Consider the following 22,009-nt stretch of genomic DNA (forward strand, 5'->3'; position numbering starts at 1 on the left):
CATAGCTCACAACCACCCAATATATTTAGACTAGAGACTATAACATCTTTTAACACATAGTCTAACATAGTTATGGCATAGTCCCTCTAACGACCAATTTTTTCTCACTTCATGTTTTTCTGCAAAAAGTCCGCATTTTTTTGAATCAACCGCAACAATATATTATGAAGCATATTATTACAGAGGCAGAGCTGCGTTTTCTGCTAAGCAACCAAGAGATAGATGAAAAACAGCTAAAAAAGGCAGAACGATTAGAAACATGCGCCTCAGTACTTCGCGCCTTACGTGTTCTGTACCCTGAAAAATTACGAAGCTACTTTGCTCTTTTTTTAGTTTTTTCCATACTTAACCCGCTTGAACACAAACTTATCACTCCTTTGCACCCGCAAGAGTTTCTGCTTATTTTTACAATCGCAACAAACTGCATCGGACTTGCTATCCTTAAATATAACGGTGCAGAATGGATCACGACCTGTCTGAATGATGTACAACTTGGACTGCTTCCTCCAGTCTCTGCATACCGTTCAGGGCTCGTCGCTCTTGCAGCAACTCTTTTCCTTCTACCCGGAGTCATGTTCAGTCTTATGGGTACAATCCTCCTTATTCCACCTTTAACCACGCTTCTTGCCATCTATATGCAAAGAAGAATTATCAATAAATTCGAATAAAAAAAGCCCCTGCCGCGTATGCGACAGGGGCTTTAGCCTTAATTGGACGGTAATTCAGAGGCTATGTGCGATGTTTCGGCAAAATGAGGTTGAGAATAATGCCGATGATACCGGCAAGACCGATACCTTTGAGGCTGAACGCACCAGCGTGGAAAGCCATGCCGCCAACACCGAACACAAGAATTACTGCGATGATTGCAAGGTTACGAGGTTCCATGAGGTCCTGACCTGCGCGAACCAGAGAGTTCATGCCTACCACAACAATGGTACCGAAGAGCAGAACAAGGATACCACCCATTACCGGAACAGGAATGGTAGCAAGTACAGCACCGAGCTTACCAACGAATGCAAGACAGATTGCTACGATGGCCGCCCATGTCATGATACCAGGGTTGAAAGATTTAGTAAGTGCTACAGCACCAGTTACTTCAGAGTAGGTAGTGTTAGGAGGACCACCAAGCATAGAAGCAAAAGTAGTTGCAATACCATCACCAAACATAGTGCGGTGAACACCAGGTTCTTTGATGTAGTTTTTGCCGGTTACAGCGCCGATGGCGAGAACGTCACCCACATGCTCAATAGCAGGAGCAATAGCAACTGGAACAATGTACAAAATAGCTTCCCAGTTCCACTCAGGGGTAACAAAATTTGGAACTGCAAACCAAGGAGCATTGATAACCGGAGAAAAATCAACAATGCCGTAGAAGAGGCTTAAAGTGTAGCCAACAACAATACCGCAGAGAATCGGAATAAGTCTCAGCATACCTTTACCGCACAAAGAAATCAGAATGGTTGTGCCAAGAGATGCCATGGAAATAATAAGCGCAGTGCTTTCTGGAATGAGCTGGATAGCACCATCGCCTGTTTTACCCAGAGCGTTGAAAACTGCTACAGGTGCAAGCATAAGGCCGATAACCATAACAACCGGACCGGTTACGATGGTAGGCAGTACGCGTTCAAGAATCTGTGGTCCCTGCATTTTAATAAGAAGTGAAAGTCCCATGTACAGGAAACCGGAAGCAGCAAGACCACACATGGTCGCCGGAATCCCCCAAGTCTGTACGCCATAAATAATCGGTGCGATGAACGCAAAAGATGATGCAAGAAAGATTGGTACAGAACGTTTTGTAACAAGCTGGAACAACAAAGTTCCCACACCGGCGGTAAAGAACGCCACGTTAGGATTAAGTCCTGTGAGCAGCGGCACAAGTACAAGAGCACCAAATGCAACAAAAAGCATCTGTGCGCCAAGAAGGCAATCTTTAAGCCTAAAAGAGTATTCCGTATTTACGTTTGACACCATTCCCTCCTACTGTGAGTGTTTATCACTCTTTTTTAACCCCAATAGCGCAACCCATTGATATAAAAAATTATATCTGCGCTAATTCATATCCTGACCGCCCAAAAAAAGAGCACCCTTCCCCCGAGTTCACTGCCATCAAAAGAAAGCAGAAACATGGGGGTCAAATGCTCTTCCCGTTCAAAAACGGTTCGAAACGCTACTTGGTTCCGAAAATCTTATCACCAGCGTCGCCAAGACCTGGTAAAATATATCCGTGCTCATTGAGTCGTTCATCCACAGATGCAGTGTAAATATCTACGTCAGGATGCGCCGCAACTACACGCTCAACGCCTTCTGGTGCTGCAACGAGGAACAGACCAATGATTTTTTTACATCCAGCTTTTTTAAGCAGATCGATAGTAGCGATGAGGGTACCACCGGTTGCAAGCATTGGATCTAAAATAATCGCAGTACGTTCTTCAATATTTTTAGCAAGCTTAACGTAGTATTCTTCAGGCTCAAGAGTTTCCTCATTACGGAACATACCAACAACGCTAACTTTAACGCCTGGGATCATGTCCATAATACCGTCCAGCATACCAATGCCAGCACGGAGAATTGGAACTACGGTAGCTTTCTTTCCTTTAATCTGGTCTACTTCTACAGGACCAGCCCATCCAGTGATGGTGCATTTCTCGGTTTCGAGACTTTTGGTAGCTTCGTAGGTAAGAAGACGACAAATTTCATTGGAAAGTGCGCGGAATTCTGCAACAGAGATATCTGCTTCACGAATTCGTCCGAGTTTATGTTTGACCAGCGGATGGTCAACCACGTAAACAGCCACATCGGCCTCCTTGAGCGATTGCTTGAAAAAAGCGGTCTAAAAAGACCGCGCCTAAACGAATGACTTATACTCTAACAAATCGCCAATGGTCAAGAAACAAACACTATAAGCTAGAAATATTATGACAACACCCGAAGAATACAGCGAATTTTCAAAATTTGAGCACCGTGTCCCTTCACACGTTGATGGCGTCAGACTTGACAAGCATCTTGGTGATATTCTTAAAAATGAAGCCGTTAGTCGCGAAAAAATAAAAAAGCTCATTAAAGACGGATTTGTGACCATTGATGATAAAAAATGCACAAAGCCGAACACAAAAATTTTTCCGGATATGAGCATATCTATAACGATGCCCGTCGTAGAGAATTCTATTGTCCCTGAAGAAGGAGATATCGACATCCTACATAGGGATAACGACCTCATTGTGATCAACAAGGAAGCAGGACTCACTGTACACCCATGTCCAAGCTGCCCTGAAGGTACGCTTGTTCATCGCCTCGCGCACAGCATTCCAGAAATCACGCAGATGGAAGGCTTCCGTCCGGGCATCGTGCACCGTATCGATAAAGACACATCCGGTCTTCTTATCGTTGCGCTTAATGAAAAAACTCGTCTTGCTCTTTCTGAAGCATTTGCTTCACGTACTGTTTCCAAAGAATATCTTGCTCTTGTGCACGGCACTCCCCCTAAATCCGGTGAAATCAAAGAGCCTATCGGGCGTGACCCGAAAATGAAAATTCGAATGGCTGTTGTACCGAACACAAAAGAAGCACATTCAGAATTCCGCACACTCTACTCTGACCCGAAAGGAAAATTTTCACTGGTTGCCGTTAAAATTTACACCGGCAGAACACACCAGATCCGTGTGCATATGAGTCATATCGGCTATCCGCTGTGGGGAGACACCTTGTACGGCGGTGGGGTTAAAGCTAATTCCCCGTTGGCACCTTTTGCTTCACGCCAAATGCTTCATGCATGGAAACTAAACTTTGAACATCCGGCCACAAAAGAGCAAATGTCATTCACCTGCCACCCGCCGCAAGACTTCATTAACCTGATCGAACGCCTCACACTTTCCGTACAACGCGTTGCGCTCACCGGCATGCCCGGATGCGGTAAATCTGTTGTTCTTTCTGCACTTGCTAAAAAAGGTATTGCAACATGGAGCGCAGATACCATCGTACATAAACTGTACGAACACGGCGCAGACGGCTGGTATGTCCTTCGCGGACGCTTCGGCTCCGAAGTATGTCCTGATGAAGGTCCGGTAAACCGCAGGGCGCTATTTGAACGTATGCAGGAAAGCAAAGCCAGCCGGAACGAGGTGGAACAGCTGGTGCACCCACTCATCCTGCACGACCTTACATGTTTTTGGCAGGAGCATTCAGCTGATCCGTTTGCTGTTGCAGAAATACCATTACTTCACGAAACCCATTGGGATCGCGAAATAGATATTGTAGCGGGCGTTCGCTGCGAAGGTACTTCACGGCAGAACAGACTGAAAAAAAATCGAGACTGGAGTGATGATCTCATCGCTACCATGGACTCGTGGCAATGGGCAGAAGATGATAAGATGAAAGCGTGCCACATTATTATTGAAAACAACGGCTCGCTTGAAGCACTAAACCAGTCTGTTGATAAATTCATTGACGCAATCATGCGCGTACGCGCCAAAAAGCTACAACAGACTATTGATGCTATTACAGCCTTGTGGAGCGAATAACAAACTCACAGACATCAAAAAAAGAGCAAGAGGCTTATAAAGCCTCTTGCATACAAAAACATGTAGGCGTATTGCACCCCCATGGCTAAAAAGACGTTACTACCTTTTGTGCTTCCTGTAGCAGCATTCAGTACAGCTATTACTGTTGGTACGGTACTGTTGTACAACTTTTCCTCTACAGGCACTATGAGTTGGATAGACGCACTGTTTACCGCAACTTCTGCTGTATGTGTCACAGGACTTACAGTTCTTGACCCTGCGTCATCCCTGACACATGGCGGACAACTGACCCTACTTACGCTTATTCAGCTAGGCGGGCTTGGTATTATGACATATTCAAGCCTTGCATTGTTTCTTCTCAGAAGACGAGTAACCCTCACAGACAGATTAGCTGTAGGACAAGCGCTTCTTCACAACTCCTCATTCGATTTAGGTCGTTTTTTGCTGCGATTAGCAGGCATGACTTTCATCATAGAAATTGTGGGAGCTTCCTTGCTCTTCTACTTTGGAAATGGGCAATTCACCGTATTTTCAGCCTTTTTCCATTCCATATCAGCATTCTGCAATGCAGGATTTTCACTTTTTCCAGACAGCCTCATGGGCATGGCTACCAACCTTGGCGTCAATGTCACCATCATGATGCTCATCATACTTGGTGGACTAGGCTTTGCTGTATTAGATGAACTCACCCTTTGGTTCCGAAACGGACGAAACCAAAAATTTTCCTTTGTTACCAAAATCATTCTTTCAACCACGACAGCTCTCATTATTATCGGGACAGTTGTGCTGTTCATTTCACGAATCTCCTCCCCGAACACGGACTCACTTACAACAAATCTGATTACGTCCCTGTTCCAATCTGTCACAGCCCGTACTGCCGGATTTAATACTGTTAACATGGCGGAAATGACCAACCTGTACCTGCTGTTCATGATTTTTTTAATGATTATCGGAGGTGCACCGGGTTCTTGTGCAGGAGGAATCAAAGTCACTACATTCCGTGCTTTGGGCGCATTTATGATGGCTCAGGTACGAGGGCGGGAACAAGTTGTCATTGGCAACAAAGCGCTGGATTCAAAAACAATCAACAAAGTAGTTACACTTGTTTTTGTCGCCACTCTTATCATCGGATTTGCTACTGTTGCACTGAACCTGACCGAAGGAGGCAACTATTCCCACACTCAGTTGCGTGGGCAATTTTTAGAAATATTTTTCGAAGTTGTTTCAGCATTTGGTACAGTGGGACTCAGTCTAGGTTTAACCGCAAAACTTACCACTGCCGGTAAATGCATCGTTATCGCTCTTATGTTTGTTGGCCGTATTGGGCCAATCTGGCTACTGACGACATTACAGCAGTTTCATTCTCATATCCGGTACAAGGTACCGGAGACAGACCTTCCTATCGGCTAGGAGCATATACAGATGAAGAAAAAGGAAGTCGGCATTATTGGACTCGGTAAATTCGGCGGCGCACTTGCCCAATGCTTATCCGAGCTTGGACACACCGTTATTGGCGTGGACAGCTCCGCCAGCGCCACCAAAAAAACAGACGAATTTCTTTCACAGACATATGAAGCAGACGCTACCGATGACAACGTGCTAAAACAATTACGTTTTATGGACTTAGATGAAGTCGTCGTAAGTGTCGGCAAATCAATGGAAAAATCCATTCTTATCGTCCTTAATCTACAAGAAATAGGCGTAAAAAAAATGGCTGTTAAAGCCATCAGCCACGAACACGCAGTTGTTCTCGAACGACTCGGTGTAGATACCGTTATCCAGCCAGAACGTGATGCAGCAAGCCAGTATGCTCACCGCATTGCAAACCCGGGCATGCTCGACCTACTTCCGCTTGGAGGAAACATCCTGCTCCAAGAACTCATCGTTGACAAATGGACCGGTAAGACCCTCATCGACCTAGAACTCACAAGCTTCGGGGTTATGGTAGTTGCAATCAAAAAGAATGGTGACACAGACTACTCGTTTGTTCCCCGTGCCGACAGGATCCTTGAGAAAGGTGATATTCTTGTCGCCATCGGCAAAGAATCTGACCTGCTGGACCTTGAGTCATAACCCCGCCGCAACGAATGGTTTTGCAATAAAAAAAGGTGGAGTAAAATACTCCACCTTTTTATTTTATTTCTGCCTACATCAAGCCTGTACCGCAATCTCCAATAGGAAGCCCTGCCCTATCCTCTTGCCCAGAATAGAACTTGTTCAACGCCCCTAATAGCAACTGCGCCGCTCGAGTAACCAAACAGGAAAATTTCGTATTTTATGTCGAATATGAGCCGTTACCTTTAAGTAAGCACATGCAACGAGTCTCTCACGTCCAACAACAAAGTTATAACGAGAACCATCCAGGACAAAGTAGATAAGTACAACTTGCCCAATTTCTATGCGCTTACACCAAGGACATTATGGAGGTGTTTAGACACACCTTCAGCGTTCTCTGCGTATTTCTTTTTAATTTCAAGCACAGCTGGTAATTCTTTCAAGAAAAGCGGAACAAGGTCAGGATCAAAATGTTTCCCTGCATTTTCCTGAATAAGGGCAACAGCATCTTCAACTGCCCACGCATGCTTATACGGACGTTCTGAAGTCAACGCATCAAACACATCAGCAATAGCTACAACTCTTCCGGAAAGTGGAATAGCTTCCCCTGCAAGATTATAGGGATAACCGGTTCCGTCCCACTTCTCATGGTGCGTCAAAGCAATTTCACGCGCCATGGAAAGCAACAACGATGAATGGTCGCCGATAATCTCTGCACCGTATTCCGGATGGTTGCGCATCATCTGCCACTCTTCATCTGTAAGTTTACCGGGCTTACTCAAGATTGAATCAGGGATACCAATTTTACCGACGTCATGCATTGGAGCCGCTTGAAACACAAGCTGTACCCAGTCATCACCAACATCAAGCTGCTGAGCAATAATACGGGCATAGTGACTCATTCGAATAACATGTAACCCTGTTTCGTTATCTTTGTATTCAGCAGCCTGCCCTAAGCAACGGATGAGCTCTAAGTGCGTATTCTGCAACTCTATAGTACGCTGCACAACAAGCTCTTCAAGATGATGCGTCTGATCCCGTAAAGCCAAGTGAGTTGCAACTCGAGCTTTTACAATGGCTGGCCGCACTGGTTTTGTTATGTAGTCTACAGCACCCAGTTCAAACCCTTGAGTCTCATTATCTGCTGAGGTTTTTGCTGTAATAAATATGATAGGTATTTCTGCCGTTGTCGGATCAACTTTTAGCTGACGGCACACCTCATAACCGTCCATTTCCGGCATAACAACATCCAACAGAATCATATCCGGCGGAGTTGTCTGTGCAATCTTTATCGCTTTTTCACCTGTTCTCGCTGCTTTAACCTTGTATTGCGGTTGCAGAATCGTACGCAATATCTCAATATTTTCCGGCGCATCATCGACCACCAGAACTGTTAACTTATCTCTATTCACAGGACTGCCCCCAATACCTGACACTTTCAACACATACTCACCTCAAAGCAAACCATGCAGGTGGAAAAATGATTGATATCTAAAATCCTATGCATTTCAAAGAAAAATATTCACTACCTCAGCTTTACATAATTGTCTTAATCTACGCGGAAAGCTTTTCGACACCTATTTCCAGTTCTTTCAGTAACACTAACGCGCTTTCAAAATCATAATCATGAACCATCTCATTCATATTACGAACAAGTTCCTGTAATTCAGGAGCTCCTCCCATATGACGCTGAATCTCTTCAATAAGATCAACAGCCTCTGTATCATCATCAGTCAGCAATGAACGTAGCTGCAAGAGTTCATCTTCGATAATATCTTTCGAGAAGCGACCAGTTGAAACAACAGGCACAAGAACAAGCTTGTTTCGTATATCATTCACAGTAACGGCCAATGCTCCATCTAACGCGTTAGTAAGCTGGCGCTGCATCGCATGAGCATTATCCGCCACAATGCTCGCTTCAAGCTCCGAAGCAAGTTCCTGAATTTTTGTGGCTCCAATATTACCCGCAACTCCCTTTAGCGTATGGGCTTGTCTACTTGCAGTCTCAATATCCCCTTTTTGTAACGCGTCATTCAGCGTGACAGAAAAGTCCGCTTGCGTTTCGGCAAACCGCACAAGCAACCGCCGCAACAAATCTTTATTCTGCTGACAAACTGACAGACCTTTTTCAAAATCTACGCCAGCAATACTTGGTAAATCTTCATTCTTATCTACTGATCTTGTCCGCAGTTGCGCGGTCAGTTTCGGGGTAATCCAACGTGCCATTTTAGAGAACATATCTACGAGTTCAAGCGGCTTTGCGATGTGGTCATTCATACCAACCTCAAGAACTTTCTCCCTGTCTCCAACCATGGCATTCGCAGTCATTGCAAGAATCGGTAAATCAGCAAAACGAGGATCTTCACGCAGCTTACGTGTTGCTTCATAGCCGTCCATGATCGGCATCTGACAATCCATCAACACACCGTCGAAGCTTTTTTCTTCGAGAATATCCAATGCTTCCAGTCCGTTCGTTGCTACAGAAACATTCATACCGTTGGCTTCCAGCAGTTCAACTGCAAGCTCCTGATTCACCTCATTATCTTCGACCAATAAAATAGTTGCTCCGGCAAGCTGCTGCAAAGCAACGTCCACGGCATTCTGACGTCCAGAGTTCCGTTTTTCTGTCTTATCGGACGCGCCAGTTACAAACGACACAACCTGCAATAAAGAATTTTTTGTAAGCGGCTTTGTAACGCAGGCATCAATAATACCCTGTTCAGCAGCATCGGCTGCCGCCTCACGCCCAAAAGCAGTAACCATGATTAAATGTGGACATTTTTCAGAACCATACTGTTCTTTAATCAACGTGGCAGTCGTGATTCCATTCAAGTCCGGCATGCGCCAGTCGAGAAAAATCATCTCATACTGTTCCGCCTTAACGGACTCCTTAACCATTTTTACTGCATACATGCCACATGTTACTACATCTACAACATAACCGAATTCAGTTAACATTGAGCTTAGGATATCACGTGCTGTTTTACAGTCATCTACCACCAACACACGTGCACCATTGGATAACACAACAGGCGACTGTTCCTTACAGTCCGAATCTATCTGCAAGCTGGCATTAAAGGAGAATGTTGTTCCTTCTCCATAGACACTGTCCACCCAGATTTCTCCGCCCATCAACTGAACAAGTCGACGTGAAATAACAAGGCCTAAACCTGTACCACCATACTTACGGGTTGTGGAGGTGTCTGCTTGCGAAAAGGATTTGAACAACTTGAAAATCTGCTCATCCTTCATACCAATGCCAGTATCCTGAACAGAAAACAGAAGGGCGATATTTTTGTCATCTACAGCTTCAACATCAACTGTAACAACAACTTCCCCTTCATTCGTAAATTTAACGGCATTGTTACCAAGATTGATCAAAATCTGCGTCAGCCGTAACGGGTCGCCTATCAACTTTGAAGGAACATCAGGACAAACCTTAAAGAGCAGCTCCAGTCCTTTTTCTTCCGCTTTCAACCCTACGACACCTGCAACATCCTGCATGACATCATCAAGATAAAATGGCACTCCTTCAATCCGCATTTGTCCTGCTTCAATCTTAGAGAAATCGAGTATATCGTTAATGATGCCAAGCAGCGAATATGCCGCTCTGTGTACTTTTTGGATAAAGTTACGCTGGCGTCTGTCTAATTTGGACTGCAACACAAGATGAGACATACCAAGAATAGCGTTCATAGGAGTTCGAATTTCATGACTCATATTCGCCAAAAATTCACTTTTTGCATTGGAAGCTTCCTCTGCTGCTATCCTTGCCGACTTAAGGTCCTGCTCCATTCGTTTTCGCTGCGTAATGTCTGTAAATACAATCACACAGCCCTGAATCTCTTCCTCGTTAATGATAGAACGGCATGTATACTCAACTGGGAAAACATGGCCCGATTTGGCCTGAAAAAACTCATTTGGGTTGGTGCTGGTCTGCCCTGACTGCAAGGCATCATAAATAGAAGAACGAAGTAAAGAAACGTGGTTATCCTCTTTCTTTACCGAGATATCACTGAGAATATTTTTCCCAATAATTTCATCGTCTGTATAACCGAGCTGCGACAATGCTGCATCGTTTGCAAAAATTACTTCTCCGTCACTGTTCAGTCCAAGAAGCCCCTGTCCTACCGAAGTAAGAATAAGACGCCATTGTTTTTCAAGTTCTTCAAGGTCCTGAGTGCGTTCAAGAACTTTACGCTTCAACACTTCCTTCGACTGCAAAAGACTTTTATTCGCCTTTCTACCAAGACTTAACGTGAATAAAATCGAAGGGATAGTAAACGAAAGCATAAGCAGGATCATGGCAATAACACTGTGTTTAAAGCGTGTATATTGCTCCAAAACCTCAGACACTCGTACTTCTGTAACCAGTCCTATATTTAATCCTGGTATCCAGCGTGCAAGTCCGTAGACCTGTTGGCCCTTATAATTCCGATACTGAACAAGACGCATCCCACTAACTTTAACCCCACCATACGGATTCACAACAAATGGTACATCGGCTCCTGCAAAAGCACTTAAGTATGTATTTAAATATAACTTATCTACACCAGTAACAGGACTACACTTCTCATGAAGAACTTTTCCCTCTTCGTTAACAGCAAGAATTTCACCATGCTGCTCGGAGCTGCCATCTCTGATGGAAGAATAAAAATTCTCATCGACATCGAGCCGTGCAGCAAGCACTGCAACAGGTTTGCGGGAGAAATCCATAACAGGCATAAGTAGGAACATGCTTCGTTCATTAACACCCGTTATCGGGTCAAGATAATTACATGGAGGTACAAAAACAGTCTGCCCAGAAAACGCCTTTTTGAATAACCTTGGATGCCGGCTAGCAAGACCAAAATCTTTAGCACCGCTATCGCCAACAATTATTTCTCCTGCTTCAGACAACAATACACGAGACTGTTCTCCAGAAAGAATTGTGTAATGACTCCATAACTCTTCAAGCTCCAACCTAATACGTTGATATTCGAAAGAATCTTTACTCTGTGAAAGAGACGTAATTTGGTCAACAAGTGTAAAAAACGAACGTCTTCTAGCAATATATTGAAGAAGACGGGAGTGTGCATCAATCATACGTAATAGACGGGACTGAGTTGCCTCAAGCCGGACTTCAAGAGAAGACTCTTCCTTTTGAAGAACGTCCATCTTGCTCTCTTTCAAAATAAACCATGAAGTAGTTGAGCAAAACACAACAAACAAAGCAATCGCAGTGAACAACAGGCGGGCAAAACTCCATGACCCAAAGGCCAGCCCATTCTCATCTTTTGAATTCTTATTCAACGCTCGAACAATGAAAAACAAAGAACAAAGAAACGCCACAAAGAGGATAGATAAAACAGCAGCGGTTTTTCCCAGACTTTTCTCGGCGGGCTTCCGCATGGGCCCTGAATTTTGCGCGAGGACATAATGTTTTATCAATTCATCTTTTTCAGTATCACTTATTGAATTAAGGGTCTTTTCAATAATTGAATGTAAGTAAGGATCTTTTTTTGACGTGATGAAATGAAGAGGCTGGGACGGAAAATCATTCTGAGAAATAGCTTTTATACCGGTAAGTCCGTTCTCTTTTTGGGCGTAAAGAACTGCCATATGTGCGTCAAGAAGAGCATCAACTTCACGATTTAACAGTGCAGCAATGGAATCCACCAATGTCGGCATCGGCACCACTTCAATACCGGGATATCGCCGTGGAAGCTGCTCTTCCATCAAATATCCCTTAATGACAGCAACCCGCTTACCGCGCAGGTCTGCCAATTTCCGTATTGAAAACTCATCCTGCCGGACAAACAAAAAATCCCGCACATTCATGAACGACGTTGTATAATTACCAAAACTCTCACGAGAAGGGTGATAATATACGTTTGGAAGCAGGTCGACTTCACCCTGCTTAAATTTATCCAGTAACTCTGAAAAGGTCCCCCCGACAAATTCAAAACGTACAGGAATGCGCTCAGACATTTTCGCTAGGAGGTCAACGACAATCCCTCGAGGAACTCCACCCGGAACGAAGTAGTTAAAAGGCGGCCAAGGTTCGATACCAACGCGTAAGACAGGATGTTTCTCAAGCCAGCGCTGCTCCCCCTCCGTAAACCAAACTTCTTTATCACCCCCAACCCTCATCCTAGGGTCCTGATAAAAAAGCTCAAGCCTGCCTATCATACTGCCATGATAAACAATAGATGCTGTATATTTCGGGTACTGCTCTGCAATGAGAGGGATTTTCTCATTATAGACATGCTGACGACGAGACCGGTAATATGTAAAAAAAGGGTCGCCCGTAATGCTGTCCACAATCCGGATTGCTTTGATCTGCGGATTCTTATTGATAATAACTGAAAAGGTGCCTTCAAGTTGCGCGGCATCAAGGTTATATAAAAAAACTGCACCTAAATTTGATAACTCAGTTGCGAGCGCTGACCCGCTCTGTATTGCTTTGGAATACACTTCGTCCGGCTGAGCTTGGACACACGGAACTACTGAAAACAGTACACACAACGCAACTACACAGCCGACTACTATCCGGTATATTTTAATAAACACTTCGCCCCCGTAACTTCCACCATGCACTTCTAAAACAACCCAGCATACAAACGAAGCATATCAACACACACCTGTCCATTGTCAGACTCGGAAATAACTTTTTTATGACGCTGCACCATAAGCATCATAACTCTACATCAGGCTTACCAAACCAGACTACCTATAGCGCTTGAGAATACTGGCAAGCCGTCCGTTGAGTTTCATTCTTCTCAACCCTTCATTAATTCTCGGAAGAAGCCACTCATGCTTTTTATTGAGCCGCAACCGAACATCATATGTTTTAAAAGAGCTTGAAGCAACTAGATCATAGGAGTTTTCACGCATCAAATGACTAAAAATGTTGTACTGCATGACAGTATAATCACAGCGTTTCTTATCGATCATTTTCAACAATTGCCGCTCAGAAAGAACATACTGCCGATCTTTTTCACCAGCCATTTTCGGAACACTGAACCCAAGGATTGAACAAAACATCCCGTCAGCAGGAGTACTCCTTGTTATGCCAAGGTTACCGGGCATCGAATGCATTACAAAAACTAATTCCGTTTTCATAAACGGAATGGAATACACAGAATTTTCAACTTCTGCTTTTTCTTTACGCCATCGCTTTGCAACACCCACTTCAACGTCAATTTTTTCCGCTACCATATACAAGCGAATACGTGCCATGGGCAACGCTTTGTATGAAAAATGAATACTGGTTTCTTTTGTCAGCTCATTGAGTAAATCTATATACAGCCCCCGATAGCCTCCGCTATCATCTTTCCAGAAATACGGTGGTCTGTCGGCACTCATCACCCCCACTATTAGCGATTCTGCCTTTGCACTACCAATGTCCAAACATCCGCACAGCACCATAACAAGACACAGTAAAAAACGTTTCATTGCGCCCCCTAACACCAGTATGATCACTGAATTTCCAAGCTGAACATCTGATACGCTCTGTCGTAATATTCAGCTATATTAGAAACCCCTTACACAATCCGTTGTAACGATTTCTGCAGCACTCAAAGGCAATCCATTAACAAACTGTAAGAAAAAATAAGACAACACTCATGTTCTTATAAAACCCCATAATAACTCATTGTTATAAAGATTCTTCTGAACAAAACGGAGTTACTTGCACCTTTCATTTCATTTTTTATATTTCAGTACAAAATGTTGTACATAACTTTACTGGATTATCAAAGCATTAATCATCAGGAATTGCATAATTTTTTCATAACGACATAACAAGATGCAATTAAACCAATGTACCTTTACAGTATGTAGCCCGCATCAACATATTATACAGATGTTCATTCTTCCCAATTTACTAGGCAGTACAATATGCTTGGTCTATAGTTAGGTATGATTCCACTCCATGATTCAATCCCCCGTGTCCACACGCCATACATGCTGTACGCAATCACGACAGCCTGTTCCCTTATTTTTGTATTTGAAATGCTCCTTCCGCTACCACAACTAACAGAATTTTTTTATTTATATGGTGTTGTTCCCGCGCGTTTTACGAATCCGGAGTGGGCAGCACGCATGCATTTCCCTCCTGATGCAGGCTATGTGTTTCTCACCCACCTCTTCATTCATGGCGGATGGATGCATATTCTTATTAACATGTGGTTTCTTTGGATTTTTGGTGACAACATTGAAGACGTTATGGGGCCGACACGTTTTCTAATCTTCTACCTTGTATGCGGGGCTGTCGCCACTGGAATCAACATTTTATTCACACCGACAAGCACAATTCCAGTTGTAGGCGCATCAGGTGCTGTTGCCGGCATTATGGGGGCATATTTCCTGCTTTACCCCCACGCCAGAGTGCTCACGCTCATTCCGGTTATAATTATCCCATTCTTTTTTTACCTTCCGGCGTTGTTCTTCTTATTATTATGGGCAGGTATACAAATAGTGCTTGGAATTGCGTCACTAACCGGACATGCCAGCAGCTCTGTTGCATGGTGGGCACACATTGGCGGTTTTTTATGTGGAATCATTCTCCTGCCATTTTTCCGTAAAAAAAACCGGTGCTACTATTGCAAAATCCCAGAGGGAACCCCACCGGTAAAACCACAGCTTATGACCCCAAAGCCAAGGGAGTTTCCGCCACCAGAAGAGTGATTAGCCACCACTTACCAACCTTTAAGAATTAAGTTGCAGCCCAAAACACGATTGACTTGAGCGCATTGATACCGCATAACGGGACGTCCAGTTACAATAGACGTGACTGAAAAAGGATCCCGTAAGGACGGTTCTCTCATGCTTGAAATTAAAAACCTTCACGTTAACATCGGCGATAAAGAGGTTCTCAAAGGAATTGACCTCGTTATTGAAGACGGTGAAACGTTTATTCTGTTTGGCCCAAATGGCTCCGGTAAAACCACTCTGCTTATGACCCTTATGGGTTTTGGTAACTACACCGTTACCGAAGGGCAGATTATTTATAAGGGTCAGGACATTACATACGCACCTATGTATGAACGTGCCCGCCTTGGCATCGGCATGTCCTTCCAGCGCCCTCCTACAATTCACGGTCTCAAAACCAGCCACCTCGTCCGTATGTGCGGTCAGGGACGTGAAGTTGATGTTGAAGGCCTTGCGAAAAAGGTTAACTTCAGCAACTTCCTTGAGCGTGACATCAACGCAGGCTTCTCCGGCGGCGAAATCAAACGCTCCGAACTGCTTCAGCTGATGGCGCAACGTCCTGACCTGATCTTGTTTGACGAACCGGAATCCGGCGTTGACCTTGAAAACATGTCCCTCATCGGCAAGACTGCACGTAATCTGCTTGACGGTCTTGAAGAAGGCTGCACAATGAAAAAGGCAATGCATCGCTCCAACACTTCCGGTCTCATCATTACCCATACCGGTCACATTCTCGAATACGTGAATGCAGACCGAGGACAAGTAATGTACAACGGCAAGCTGTGCTGCGAAGCAAACCCACGCGACATTCTCGATCATATTTCCAACCACGGTTACCAGGAATGTCTGCGTTGTCTTTCCGCTGAAACCGGTGAGATCCTCGACCTTTCCAGCTTTAACGAGGCTTCCTAGACATGAAAAAATTAGATCTTTCCCAGTACCGCGTTGAAGGTGCTACAGAAGCAGCTATTGAAGATTTCAACGGCTTTTCTGCTGAAGATAAAGAACGTCTGTTATTTGCAGGTATTGATGTAGAAAACCCAAGCGATTCCGGCGCATTCATGCACCTGAACCACTCCGGTGTTCACTGCAAGACCCACCGCGAAGGTCTTGAAGTTATGGACATCAAAGCTGCTCTTGAAAAATTTGACGGCTTGCCAGACTACTACTGGCAGCTTGTTGATAAAGACAAAGACGAATTTACCAAAGCAGCGCACGACAACCTGCACGGCGGTTACTTTATCCGCGCGAAAGCAGGCACAAAAATTACTGAACCTGTTCAGTCTTGTCTGTTCATCGACAAAGCGGGCATCTCCCAGAACGTTCACAACATCGTTGTTGTTGAAGAAGGCGCAGAGCTTCACATTATCTCCGGTTGCGCCACTGCACACGGTGCTAAGGAATCTGCCCACCTCGGCATTTCCGAGTTCTACGTCCACAAAGGCGGCAAGCTTACCTTCACCATGATTCACAACTGGAGCGAAGACACAGCCGTACGTCCACGCTCAGCAGGTGTTCTGGAAGAAGACGCTGTATTCCTCAGCAACTACGTTCTGCTCAAGCCTGTAAAAGACTTACAGATGTACCCAAAACTTACCCTTAAAGGTGAAAACTCTGTTGCACGCTTCAACTCTGTAATCGTTGCACCAGAAGGTTCCTACATTGACTGCGGTAACCGCATCGAAATGAAGGCACCTAACACCCGCGCAGAAATCATCGCGCGCACTCTCACCACCGGTGGTACTATCATCAACCGTGGTTTCATTGGCGCAGAAGCTGTACCTGCTCGCGGTCACCTTGAGTGTAAAGGTCTTATCCTCGGCGGCGGTCGTATTCATGCAATTCCTGAACTTGATTCCGATCAGGACGGCGTTGAGCTTTCTCACGAAGCAGCTGTTGGCAAGATCGCTCAGGAAGAAATTGAATACCTCATGGCTCGCGGTCTTGATGAAGACGAAGCAACTTCCACCATCGTTCGCGGCTTCCTGAACGTAGACATGGAAGGTCTCCCGAAAGAGCTTCAGGATGCTATTGAAAAGCAGATTGATGAACTTGATGCAAGTGACGCAATGTAACCTGCTCTTTTCATAAAAAAGTAAAATCCCTTTGAAGCAGTACTTCAAAGGGATTTTTTTATATAATACAGTACACAAACTAAAATCTATCTCAAAAATAGAATTTTTGTACTGTTGCCTAAACGGCGAAGCTTAATTGGGGGAAGTCTTTCCAATGAAATTCGACCTTTATATAAGCTGAATATAACGCAGGCACAGTGCAAAAGAACATTTTTAACATCTATACTAGAACGAAACATTTTTGAAACCGTACAGTTGCTCAATCGATTAATACATTTCGAAAAGCAACAGGAGATCTATTGTGACGAGATTTGTAACCACATTTTTTGCTGTCATCTGCACATACATGCTGTGCTTCAATCTTCCAGCATACGCAAACGAAGAGTGTATTAACTATGCAAAACCGCTGGCCACCTCTGCACGGCTGTTGGCAAAGTCCATAGCTGCAACAACCGAATCCCTTGTTGCTATTAACAAACGTGCAAACGACAACGAAATCACCTCTTTCAATGACCTTGTTGAGTCCACTCAAAAACGGTCTGAAGAAATGGTGCGCGATCTCAATGAAAAACAAGAACGCATCATGGAACGCGCTGAATCCACTACAGACTACACCTTGTGCAAACAGGATATGCAGGATGAACTTGAAGATTTGAAAGAAGCTACAAAGGAAGCAAAAGACCTGCTGATAGAGCTTAAAGATTCAATCAAGGCCATGCTTGACGAACTCAAAGGAGCATTCTTCGGATAAGTAGGCTCTTCACTCACGACTATAGGATAAAGGGACTCCCCCCCTAACAACCCAGAAGTTTTTGAACCCTAAATATGTTTCATGTGCGCTGTTAGAAACTGCTAAAAAACAGGTTTCGGACGGAAAAAACATGCTGCACTTACCCGAGCCGCAATGCTTCCAAAGAAAAATTTAGACTATGCGTTAAGATATGCATCTTATTGAAGGCAATACAGTAGCGTAGCGAAAAGGCGTGGAAGTCCGTCCGGAACTTTTGAAACAACTGTCACGAACATACCATCAATCAATGGTAAGTACCCTGCGGCCGGCTATCTTAACATCCTTCGGCGCAAACTCATTTAACGCCTCTGCAAATGGTGAAACGCTCCCTACGATAGGTTCCAACATCTCTGCATCAAAAAGCGCCGTAATATTCTCAAGGACATCACTTTTCCCCTGAGACACGTAAAGGTATTTGGATTTTTTTGCAGTAAAGAAAGAAGAAACAATCCCGAGGGGGTCACGCTCTGGGTGGGTTGTAATGTAAACACCTTTCGATGTAAGGTGCGAGTACATATTTTCAAGAGTCCAAATGCCCGCCACATCGAAGATAACATCAAAGACTTCTTCAGAATGAAGTATTTCCTCTCGAGTATATTCAATAAAAGACTCTACACCTAAACGCAGCAAGTCGTGTTCATGCCATGAACGCCCCTGCGCTGTTATCTGAGCACCCAGCAACTTGGCATATTGCACAGCATACATGCCAACACCGCCAGTAGCACCGCTTAATAAAATGCGCTGCCGCTTCTTCAGTCCAGCCAGATTCTGCAACGCCTGGATGGACGTCATGCATCCTACTGGAATTGTAGCTGCCTGCACGTGGCTAAGCTTAACAGGTTTATAGCTGATCATATGTTCAGATACACAAACAAACTCTGCATGGGTCACCCCTCCCTTACAGAAATTGGTGTATCCATAAACATCGTCGCCTTCCTTGAAGCGCTCACCACTCGTCACCACTGTACCGGAGAATTCATATCCAGTAATTACCCCCCGTGCAGCACGGCGTCTTTTAGAGCGCCAGCCCAACTCTTCCACCGCAAACAATTCCTTGTCACGCCCGCCAATAGTGGTAGCACGGACGCGTACAAGCACCTCGCCTCTTTCTGGCACAGGTACAGGGCGCTCTTCAAAAGCTATACGCTGCTCATACTCATGTTCGGGGTACAATACCAATACAGTCATGATCTGCTGGTGAGATGACATATGCGAAACGCCTCCTTGTTACACGTTTTCGCACTAAACTCCCTTCAGCTTATCTAACCTTGCAAAGTATAAGCAGTATAGTTTCAATTCTTCAACTGAGTAGAAATGCTAGATACCCGACTTAAGCGTCTCTTCAAGCTCTGGATTCAGTTTAACCAGTAGCGAGCCTTCTGCCTCAGCACGCACTTTACCGGCAGCAGCACCTTTAATTTTGCGTACATTTTTTACACGGGCAAACATAACACGCGCCTGCTCATCTTCCCGCTGCCAGCTTTTTACACCGACAAGAATTGCAGCCTCCTGCAATGTCCGTTCAGGAATTTGCTGATCAGGATAGTCCAGATGCAATACTAAGTGAGCACTCGGTCCGTCTTCAGCATGGAACCAAAGGTCATAGGACGAAACCCTGTTAAGAATTTCATGGTTTCCCTGCGCGTTACGTCCACGGAGCATTAAAAATCCGTCAGAGCTTCTGAACCGCTGGATAAATTTATCTTTGGCCTCTCGCTTCTGCTGCCGCTTCAACGCACCGCCAGCAAGCTTCTGCTCAGTTTGCAACTTAGGAACTTCGCCTTCACCACGCTGTAAACGTGCATATTGCAGCTCAAGCACCTGCCGCCGCTCTGCAAGCATATCCATACCACGCTTACCACGGGTAGCCTGCTTAAACAGATGCGTCATATTCTCACGGATTGTCTTACGCGGATCGAGTGTAATTGTGCATTCTTCCCCCGCAACAAGCCCTTCAATCCCATCTGGAACTGTCAGGGTAATGAAAGGAAGTTTTTGATCAGCATCAATCTGCCACAAACATGCCTGCAACAACTTAGCATGCTGCTGCCCTGCTATCATGCGTTCCAAACGATCTTTTTCCTGATTCAATCGAGCAAGAGTCTTTTTGGTACGTTTTAAAGCGGCAACAACAGGTTTGGCAGCTGTTGATGCTTCTGCCTGTGCCAGCTCTGCAAACAGACGCATTTCACCTACGGCTGTAGCTGCTTCGATAGCAGAAGGAACGGCTTGTTCTTCACGTTTTCCAAAAATTGATTCAGGTAACGTCCAGACATATGCTTCAGTGGGCTTTCCGTCCTTAGTATATAGATAGACCTCGCCAAGCTCTTCTAAATCATCCTGAGTAACTACAGTCCCGTATCCGTATTCTAAATCAACTAATAGAGCCTGAGCATCCATTGGATCATCATGAATCAAGGCAGAAAGTGCCTTACGAAGAGGTGGTGTCAGTTGTGGATATTTGCTCCACACCTCACTGCTTGCCAAAACTTGCGGTAAATCCTGAGGCTCACACCATGCAGGCTCGTAACCAGCCCATTCCGGCTCATCTTTTGTAATGAACACACCATTACACAAATCGAGCACAAGCCACTTTACAGGGGTAGTTGTGAGCGGAAATGCAATACGTCGGTTGCACCAGTCCACAACGGGAATACCAAGGCGCTTACCAGCGGCATGCTTGCGCAGCCACATAGATTTTGCAGAAGGATTGTCCGGATTTACCGGACGCTTGTCGCTGAGAAAAAGGAGGGGAAAACGGCGACCGGCCTGAAGCAGAAGGTTCTGCTTCCGGCCGGCGCGGTGAATTACTATTGTAGTGGTATCGGGGGCTGGCTCAAAGAACTTTTCAATGCGCGCTCCTCTAAGCTGCACTGCAAGTTCTACGCATAACCGCCGAAAGAAATGTGCTTCCATTGTTTACTAGTCAGCGCGCTGGCGCTCGTCCTCTTCCTGTTTACTTTTGCAATTAATGCACAGTTTGGTCACAGGACGTGCTTCTAAGCGTGCAACGCCGATGTCTTCGCCACATTCATCACAAATGCCAAAAGAACCTTCGTCAAGACGAGCAATAGCAGATCGAATCTTTTTAATAAGCTTACGCTCACGGTCACGAATACGTAAAGTAAACGCACGGTCAGATTCAGCGGTAGCACGGTCTGCAGGATCTGCAAACATTTCACTGTTATCAGTCAGATCGTCAAGGGTAGCGTCACCTTTCTGCTGAGCTTCTTCGAGCATTTGATTCAGAAGTTGACGGAAGTGATCAAGATCTTTCTGTTCCATGTATGTCCTCCTCGGCATCTATCAAACTGAGGCCATTATTCTATAATAGCCAGAACACACTGCAAATAACGCCAAGAATATGGTCGTATGCGCATTACCATAAAAGAAGAACAACCCAATAAACTAAAACATATCAAAAAGCAAAGCTCTCGTTGCGAGTTCTAATGCATTTAAAGAAATTGTGTTGTATCCAACTAACTGTAGCGCTAGAATGTTAACTTGCCATTATTATTGATCGAACAAGCTGCATGTCTAACTTAATAATAAATACCATAAAACAAAGTCATACAGCTCCCCCCTATCACTTGTATGATTACGTGTATTTATGCGAGCCGCACACTTAAATTCACCACCGCAAACTCACCACACTCATTAGATTAGAGTGCCCACCAAATTTTCAAAACCATTCAATGGCGTTTTACAGAAAAATAGAAAAAAATTATCTTTTTTGCTTGACCGGGTGATGACCTCTGCGTATACACCTCCCCCGTTGGGACGAACAAGTCCTCACGCAACGAGCGGGAATAACTCAGTGGTAGAGTACAACCTTGCCAAGGTTGGAGTCGCGAGTTCAAATCTCGTTTCCCGCTCCA

General features: G+C 44.8%; 16 protein-coding genes and 1 tRNA gene. 9 read left to right on the plus strand and 8 right to left on the minus strand.

All coding sequences use genetic code 11. The features are described from left to right. The first annotated feature begins 164 nt into the window (after positions 1-164). Entirely contained in the window at positions 165-668 is a 504-nt protein-coding gene (locus tag BUR09_RS13125) for an FxsA family protein (protein WP_074217400.1), read from the plus strand. A gap of 61 nt (positions 669-729) precedes the next feature. Here the strand turns inward: BUR09_RS13125 and BUR09_RS13130 are convergent, their stop codons facing one another. After that, positions 730-1,971 (minus strand): uracil-xanthine permease family protein, encoded by a 1,242-nt coding sequence (locus BUR09_RS13130; protein ID WP_074217401.1) that lies wholly within the window; start codon positions 1,969-1,971, stop codon positions 730-732. Positions 1,972-2,167: 196 nt separating this feature from the next. Next, on the minus strand, positions 2,168-2,794 hold the full coding sequence (gene upp, locus BUR09_RS13135; RefSeq protein ID WP_074217402.1) for a uracil phosphoribosyltransferase: 627 nt from the start codon (positions 2,792-2,794) through the stop codon (positions 2,168-2,170). Between the two features lie 121 nt (positions 2,795-2,915). On the opposite strand from upp, the gene coaE reads away from it, so the two are divergent. The 3 genes from coaE to BUR09_RS13150 all read left to right on the plus strand — a co-directional run bounded on the left by coaE (position 2,916) and on the right by BUR09_RS13150 (position 6,590). Then, positions 2,916-4,517, plus strand: a complete 1,602-nt coding sequence (gene coaE, locus BUR09_RS13140) for a dephospho-CoA kinase (protein ID WP_074217403.1) — start codon at positions 2,916-2,918, stop codon at positions 4,515-4,517. Positions 4,518-4,598: 81 nt separating this feature from the next. Beyond that, on the plus strand, positions 4,599-5,927 hold the full coding sequence (locus BUR09_RS13145) for a TrkH family potassium uptake protein (RefSeq protein ID WP_074217404.1): 1,329 nt from the start codon (positions 4,599-4,601) through the stop codon (positions 5,925-5,927). Positions 5,928-5,939: 12 nt separating this feature from the next. Then, entirely contained in the window at positions 5,940-6,590 is a 651-nt protein-coding gene (locus BUR09_RS13150; protein ID WP_074217405.1) for a potassium channel family protein, read from the plus strand. Between the two features lie 323 nt (positions 6,591-6,913). Here the strand turns inward: BUR09_RS13150 and BUR09_RS13155 are convergent, their stop codons facing one another. The 3 genes from BUR09_RS13155 to BUR09_RS13165 form a co-directional block, all read right to left on the minus strand. Then, complete coding sequence (locus BUR09_RS13155; RefSeq protein ID WP_084539505.1) at positions 6,914-7,984, minus strand: response regulator; 1,071 nt, start codon at positions 7,982-7,984, stop codon at positions 6,914-6,916. A gap of 142 nt (positions 7,985-8,126) precedes the next feature. Continuing rightward, positions 8,127-13,124 (minus strand): response regulator, encoded by a 4,998-nt coding sequence (locus BUR09_RS13160; protein WP_074217406.1) that lies wholly within the window; start codon positions 13,122-13,124, stop codon positions 8,127-8,129. 156 nt (positions 13,125-13,280) lie between these two features. Further along, positions 13,281-14,009, minus strand: a complete 729-nt coding sequence (locus BUR09_RS13165) for a substrate-binding periplasmic protein (protein ID WP_074217407.1) — start codon at positions 14,007-14,009, stop codon at positions 13,281-13,283. 465 nt (positions 14,010-14,474) lie between these two features. Here BUR09_RS13165 and BUR09_RS13170 point away from each other — a divergent pair, with 465 nt between their 5' ends. The 4 genes from BUR09_RS13170 to BUR09_RS13185 all read left to right on the plus strand — a co-directional run bounded on the left by BUR09_RS13170 (position 14,475) and on the right by BUR09_RS13185 (position 18,092). Then, positions 14,475-15,242 carry a rhomboid family intramembrane serine protease gene (locus BUR09_RS13170; RefSeq protein ID WP_074217408.1) on the plus strand — a complete coding sequence of 256 codons (768 nt, stop codon included), beginning with the start codon at positions 14,475-14,477 and terminating at the stop codon, positions 15,240-15,242. A 138-nt stretch (positions 15,243-15,380) separates the two neighbouring features. Further along, positions 15,381-16,178 (plus strand): ABC transporter ATP-binding protein, encoded by a 798-nt coding sequence (locus BUR09_RS13175; RefSeq protein WP_074217409.1) that lies wholly within the window; start codon positions 15,381-15,383, stop codon positions 16,176-16,178. Between the two features lie 2 nt (positions 16,179-16,180). Further along, positions 16,181-17,341: a SufB/SufD family protein gene (locus BUR09_RS13180; protein WP_074217410.1), complete on the plus strand. Its 1,161-nt coding sequence runs from the start codon at positions 16,181-16,183 to the stop codon at positions 17,339-17,341. Between the two features lie 301 nt (positions 17,342-17,642). Then, the gene (locus tag BUR09_RS13185; RefSeq protein ID WP_074217411.1) at positions 17,643-18,092 is read left to right on the plus strand and encodes a coiled-coil domain-containing protein; all 450 of its coding nucleotides are present in this window, start codon (positions 17,643-17,645) and stop codon (positions 18,090-18,092) included. Positions 18,093-18,371: 279 nt separating this feature from the next. Here BUR09_RS13185 and BUR09_RS13190 read toward each other — a convergent pair whose 3' ends face one another. The 3 genes from BUR09_RS13190 to dksA form a co-directional block, all read right to left on the minus strand. Further along, positions 18,372-19,340, minus strand: coding sequence for an NAD(P)-dependent alcohol dehydrogenase (locus BUR09_RS13190; RefSeq protein WP_074217412.1), 969 nt, complete (start codon positions 19,338-19,340; stop codon positions 18,372-18,374). 108 nt (positions 19,341-19,448) lie between these two features. Beyond that, positions 19,449-21,047: an NFACT RNA binding domain-containing protein gene (locus tag BUR09_RS13195; protein ID WP_074217413.1), complete on the minus strand. Its 1,599-nt coding sequence runs from the start codon at positions 21,045-21,047 to the stop codon at positions 19,449-19,451. Positions 21,048-21,053: 6 nt separating this feature from the next. Then, positions 21,054-21,416, minus strand: coding sequence for an RNA polymerase-binding protein DksA (dksA, locus tag BUR09_RS13200; RefSeq protein WP_074217414.1), 363 nt, complete (start codon positions 21,414-21,416; stop codon positions 21,054-21,056). Between the two features lie 518 nt (positions 21,417-21,934). Here dksA and BUR09_RS13205 point away from each other — a divergent pair. After that, positions 21,935-22,009, plus strand: a tRNA-Gly gene (locus BUR09_RS13205).

The organism is Halodesulfovibrio marinisediminis DSM 17456 (assembly GCF_900129975.1).
GTDB lineage: Bacteria > Desulfobacterota > Desulfovibrionia > Desulfovibrionales > Desulfovibrionaceae > Halodesulfovibrio > Halodesulfovibrio marinisediminis.

What these genes read in the sequence shown, in the direction of transcription:
- BUR09_RS13125 (WP_074217400.1), top strand. Translation starts at nt 165, where the DNA reads ATGAAGCATATTATTACAGAGGCAGAGCTGCGTTTTCTGCTAAGCAAC.
- BUR09_RS13130 (WP_074217401.1), bottom strand. Translation starts at nt 1,971, where the DNA reads ATGGTGTCAAACGTAAATACGGAATACTCTTTTAGGCTTAAAGATTGC.
- coaE (WP_074217403.1), top strand. Translation starts at nt 2,916, where the DNA reads ATGACAACACCCGAAGAATACAGCGAATTTTCAAAATTTGAGCACCGT.
- BUR09_RS13145 (WP_074217404.1), top strand. Translation starts at nt 4,599, where the DNA reads ATGGCTAAAAAGACGTTACTACCTTTTGTGCTTCCTGTAGCAGCATTC.
- BUR09_RS13150 (WP_074217405.1), top strand. Translation starts at nt 5,940, where the DNA reads ATGAAGAAAAAGGAAGTCGGCATTATTGGACTCGGTAAATTCGGCGGC.
- BUR09_RS13165 (WP_074217407.1), bottom strand. Translation starts at nt 14,009, where the DNA reads ATGAAACGTTTTTTACTGTGTCTTGTTATGGTGCTGTGCGGATGTTTG.
- BUR09_RS13170 (WP_074217408.1), top strand. Translation starts at nt 14,475, where the DNA reads ATGATTCCACTCCATGATTCAATCCCCCGTGTCCACACGCCATACATG.
- BUR09_RS13175 (WP_074217409.1), top strand. Translation starts at nt 15,381, where the DNA reads ATGCTTGAAATTAAAAACCTTCACGTTAACATCGGCGATAAAGAGGTT.
- BUR09_RS13180 (WP_074217410.1), top strand. Translation starts at nt 16,181, where the DNA reads ATGAAAAAATTAGATCTTTCCCAGTACCGCGTTGAAGGTGCTACAGAA.
- BUR09_RS13190 (WP_074217412.1), bottom strand. Translation starts at nt 19,340, where the DNA reads ATGTCATCTCACCAGCAGATCATGACTGTATTGGTATTGTACCCCGAA.
- BUR09_RS13195 (WP_074217413.1), bottom strand. Translation starts at nt 21,047, where the DNA reads ATGGAAGCACATTTCTTTCGGCGGTTATGCGTAGAACTTGCAGTGCAG.
- dksA (WP_074217414.1), bottom strand. Translation starts at nt 21,416, where the DNA reads ATGGAACAGAAAGATCTTGATCACTTCCGTCAACTTCTGAATCAAATG.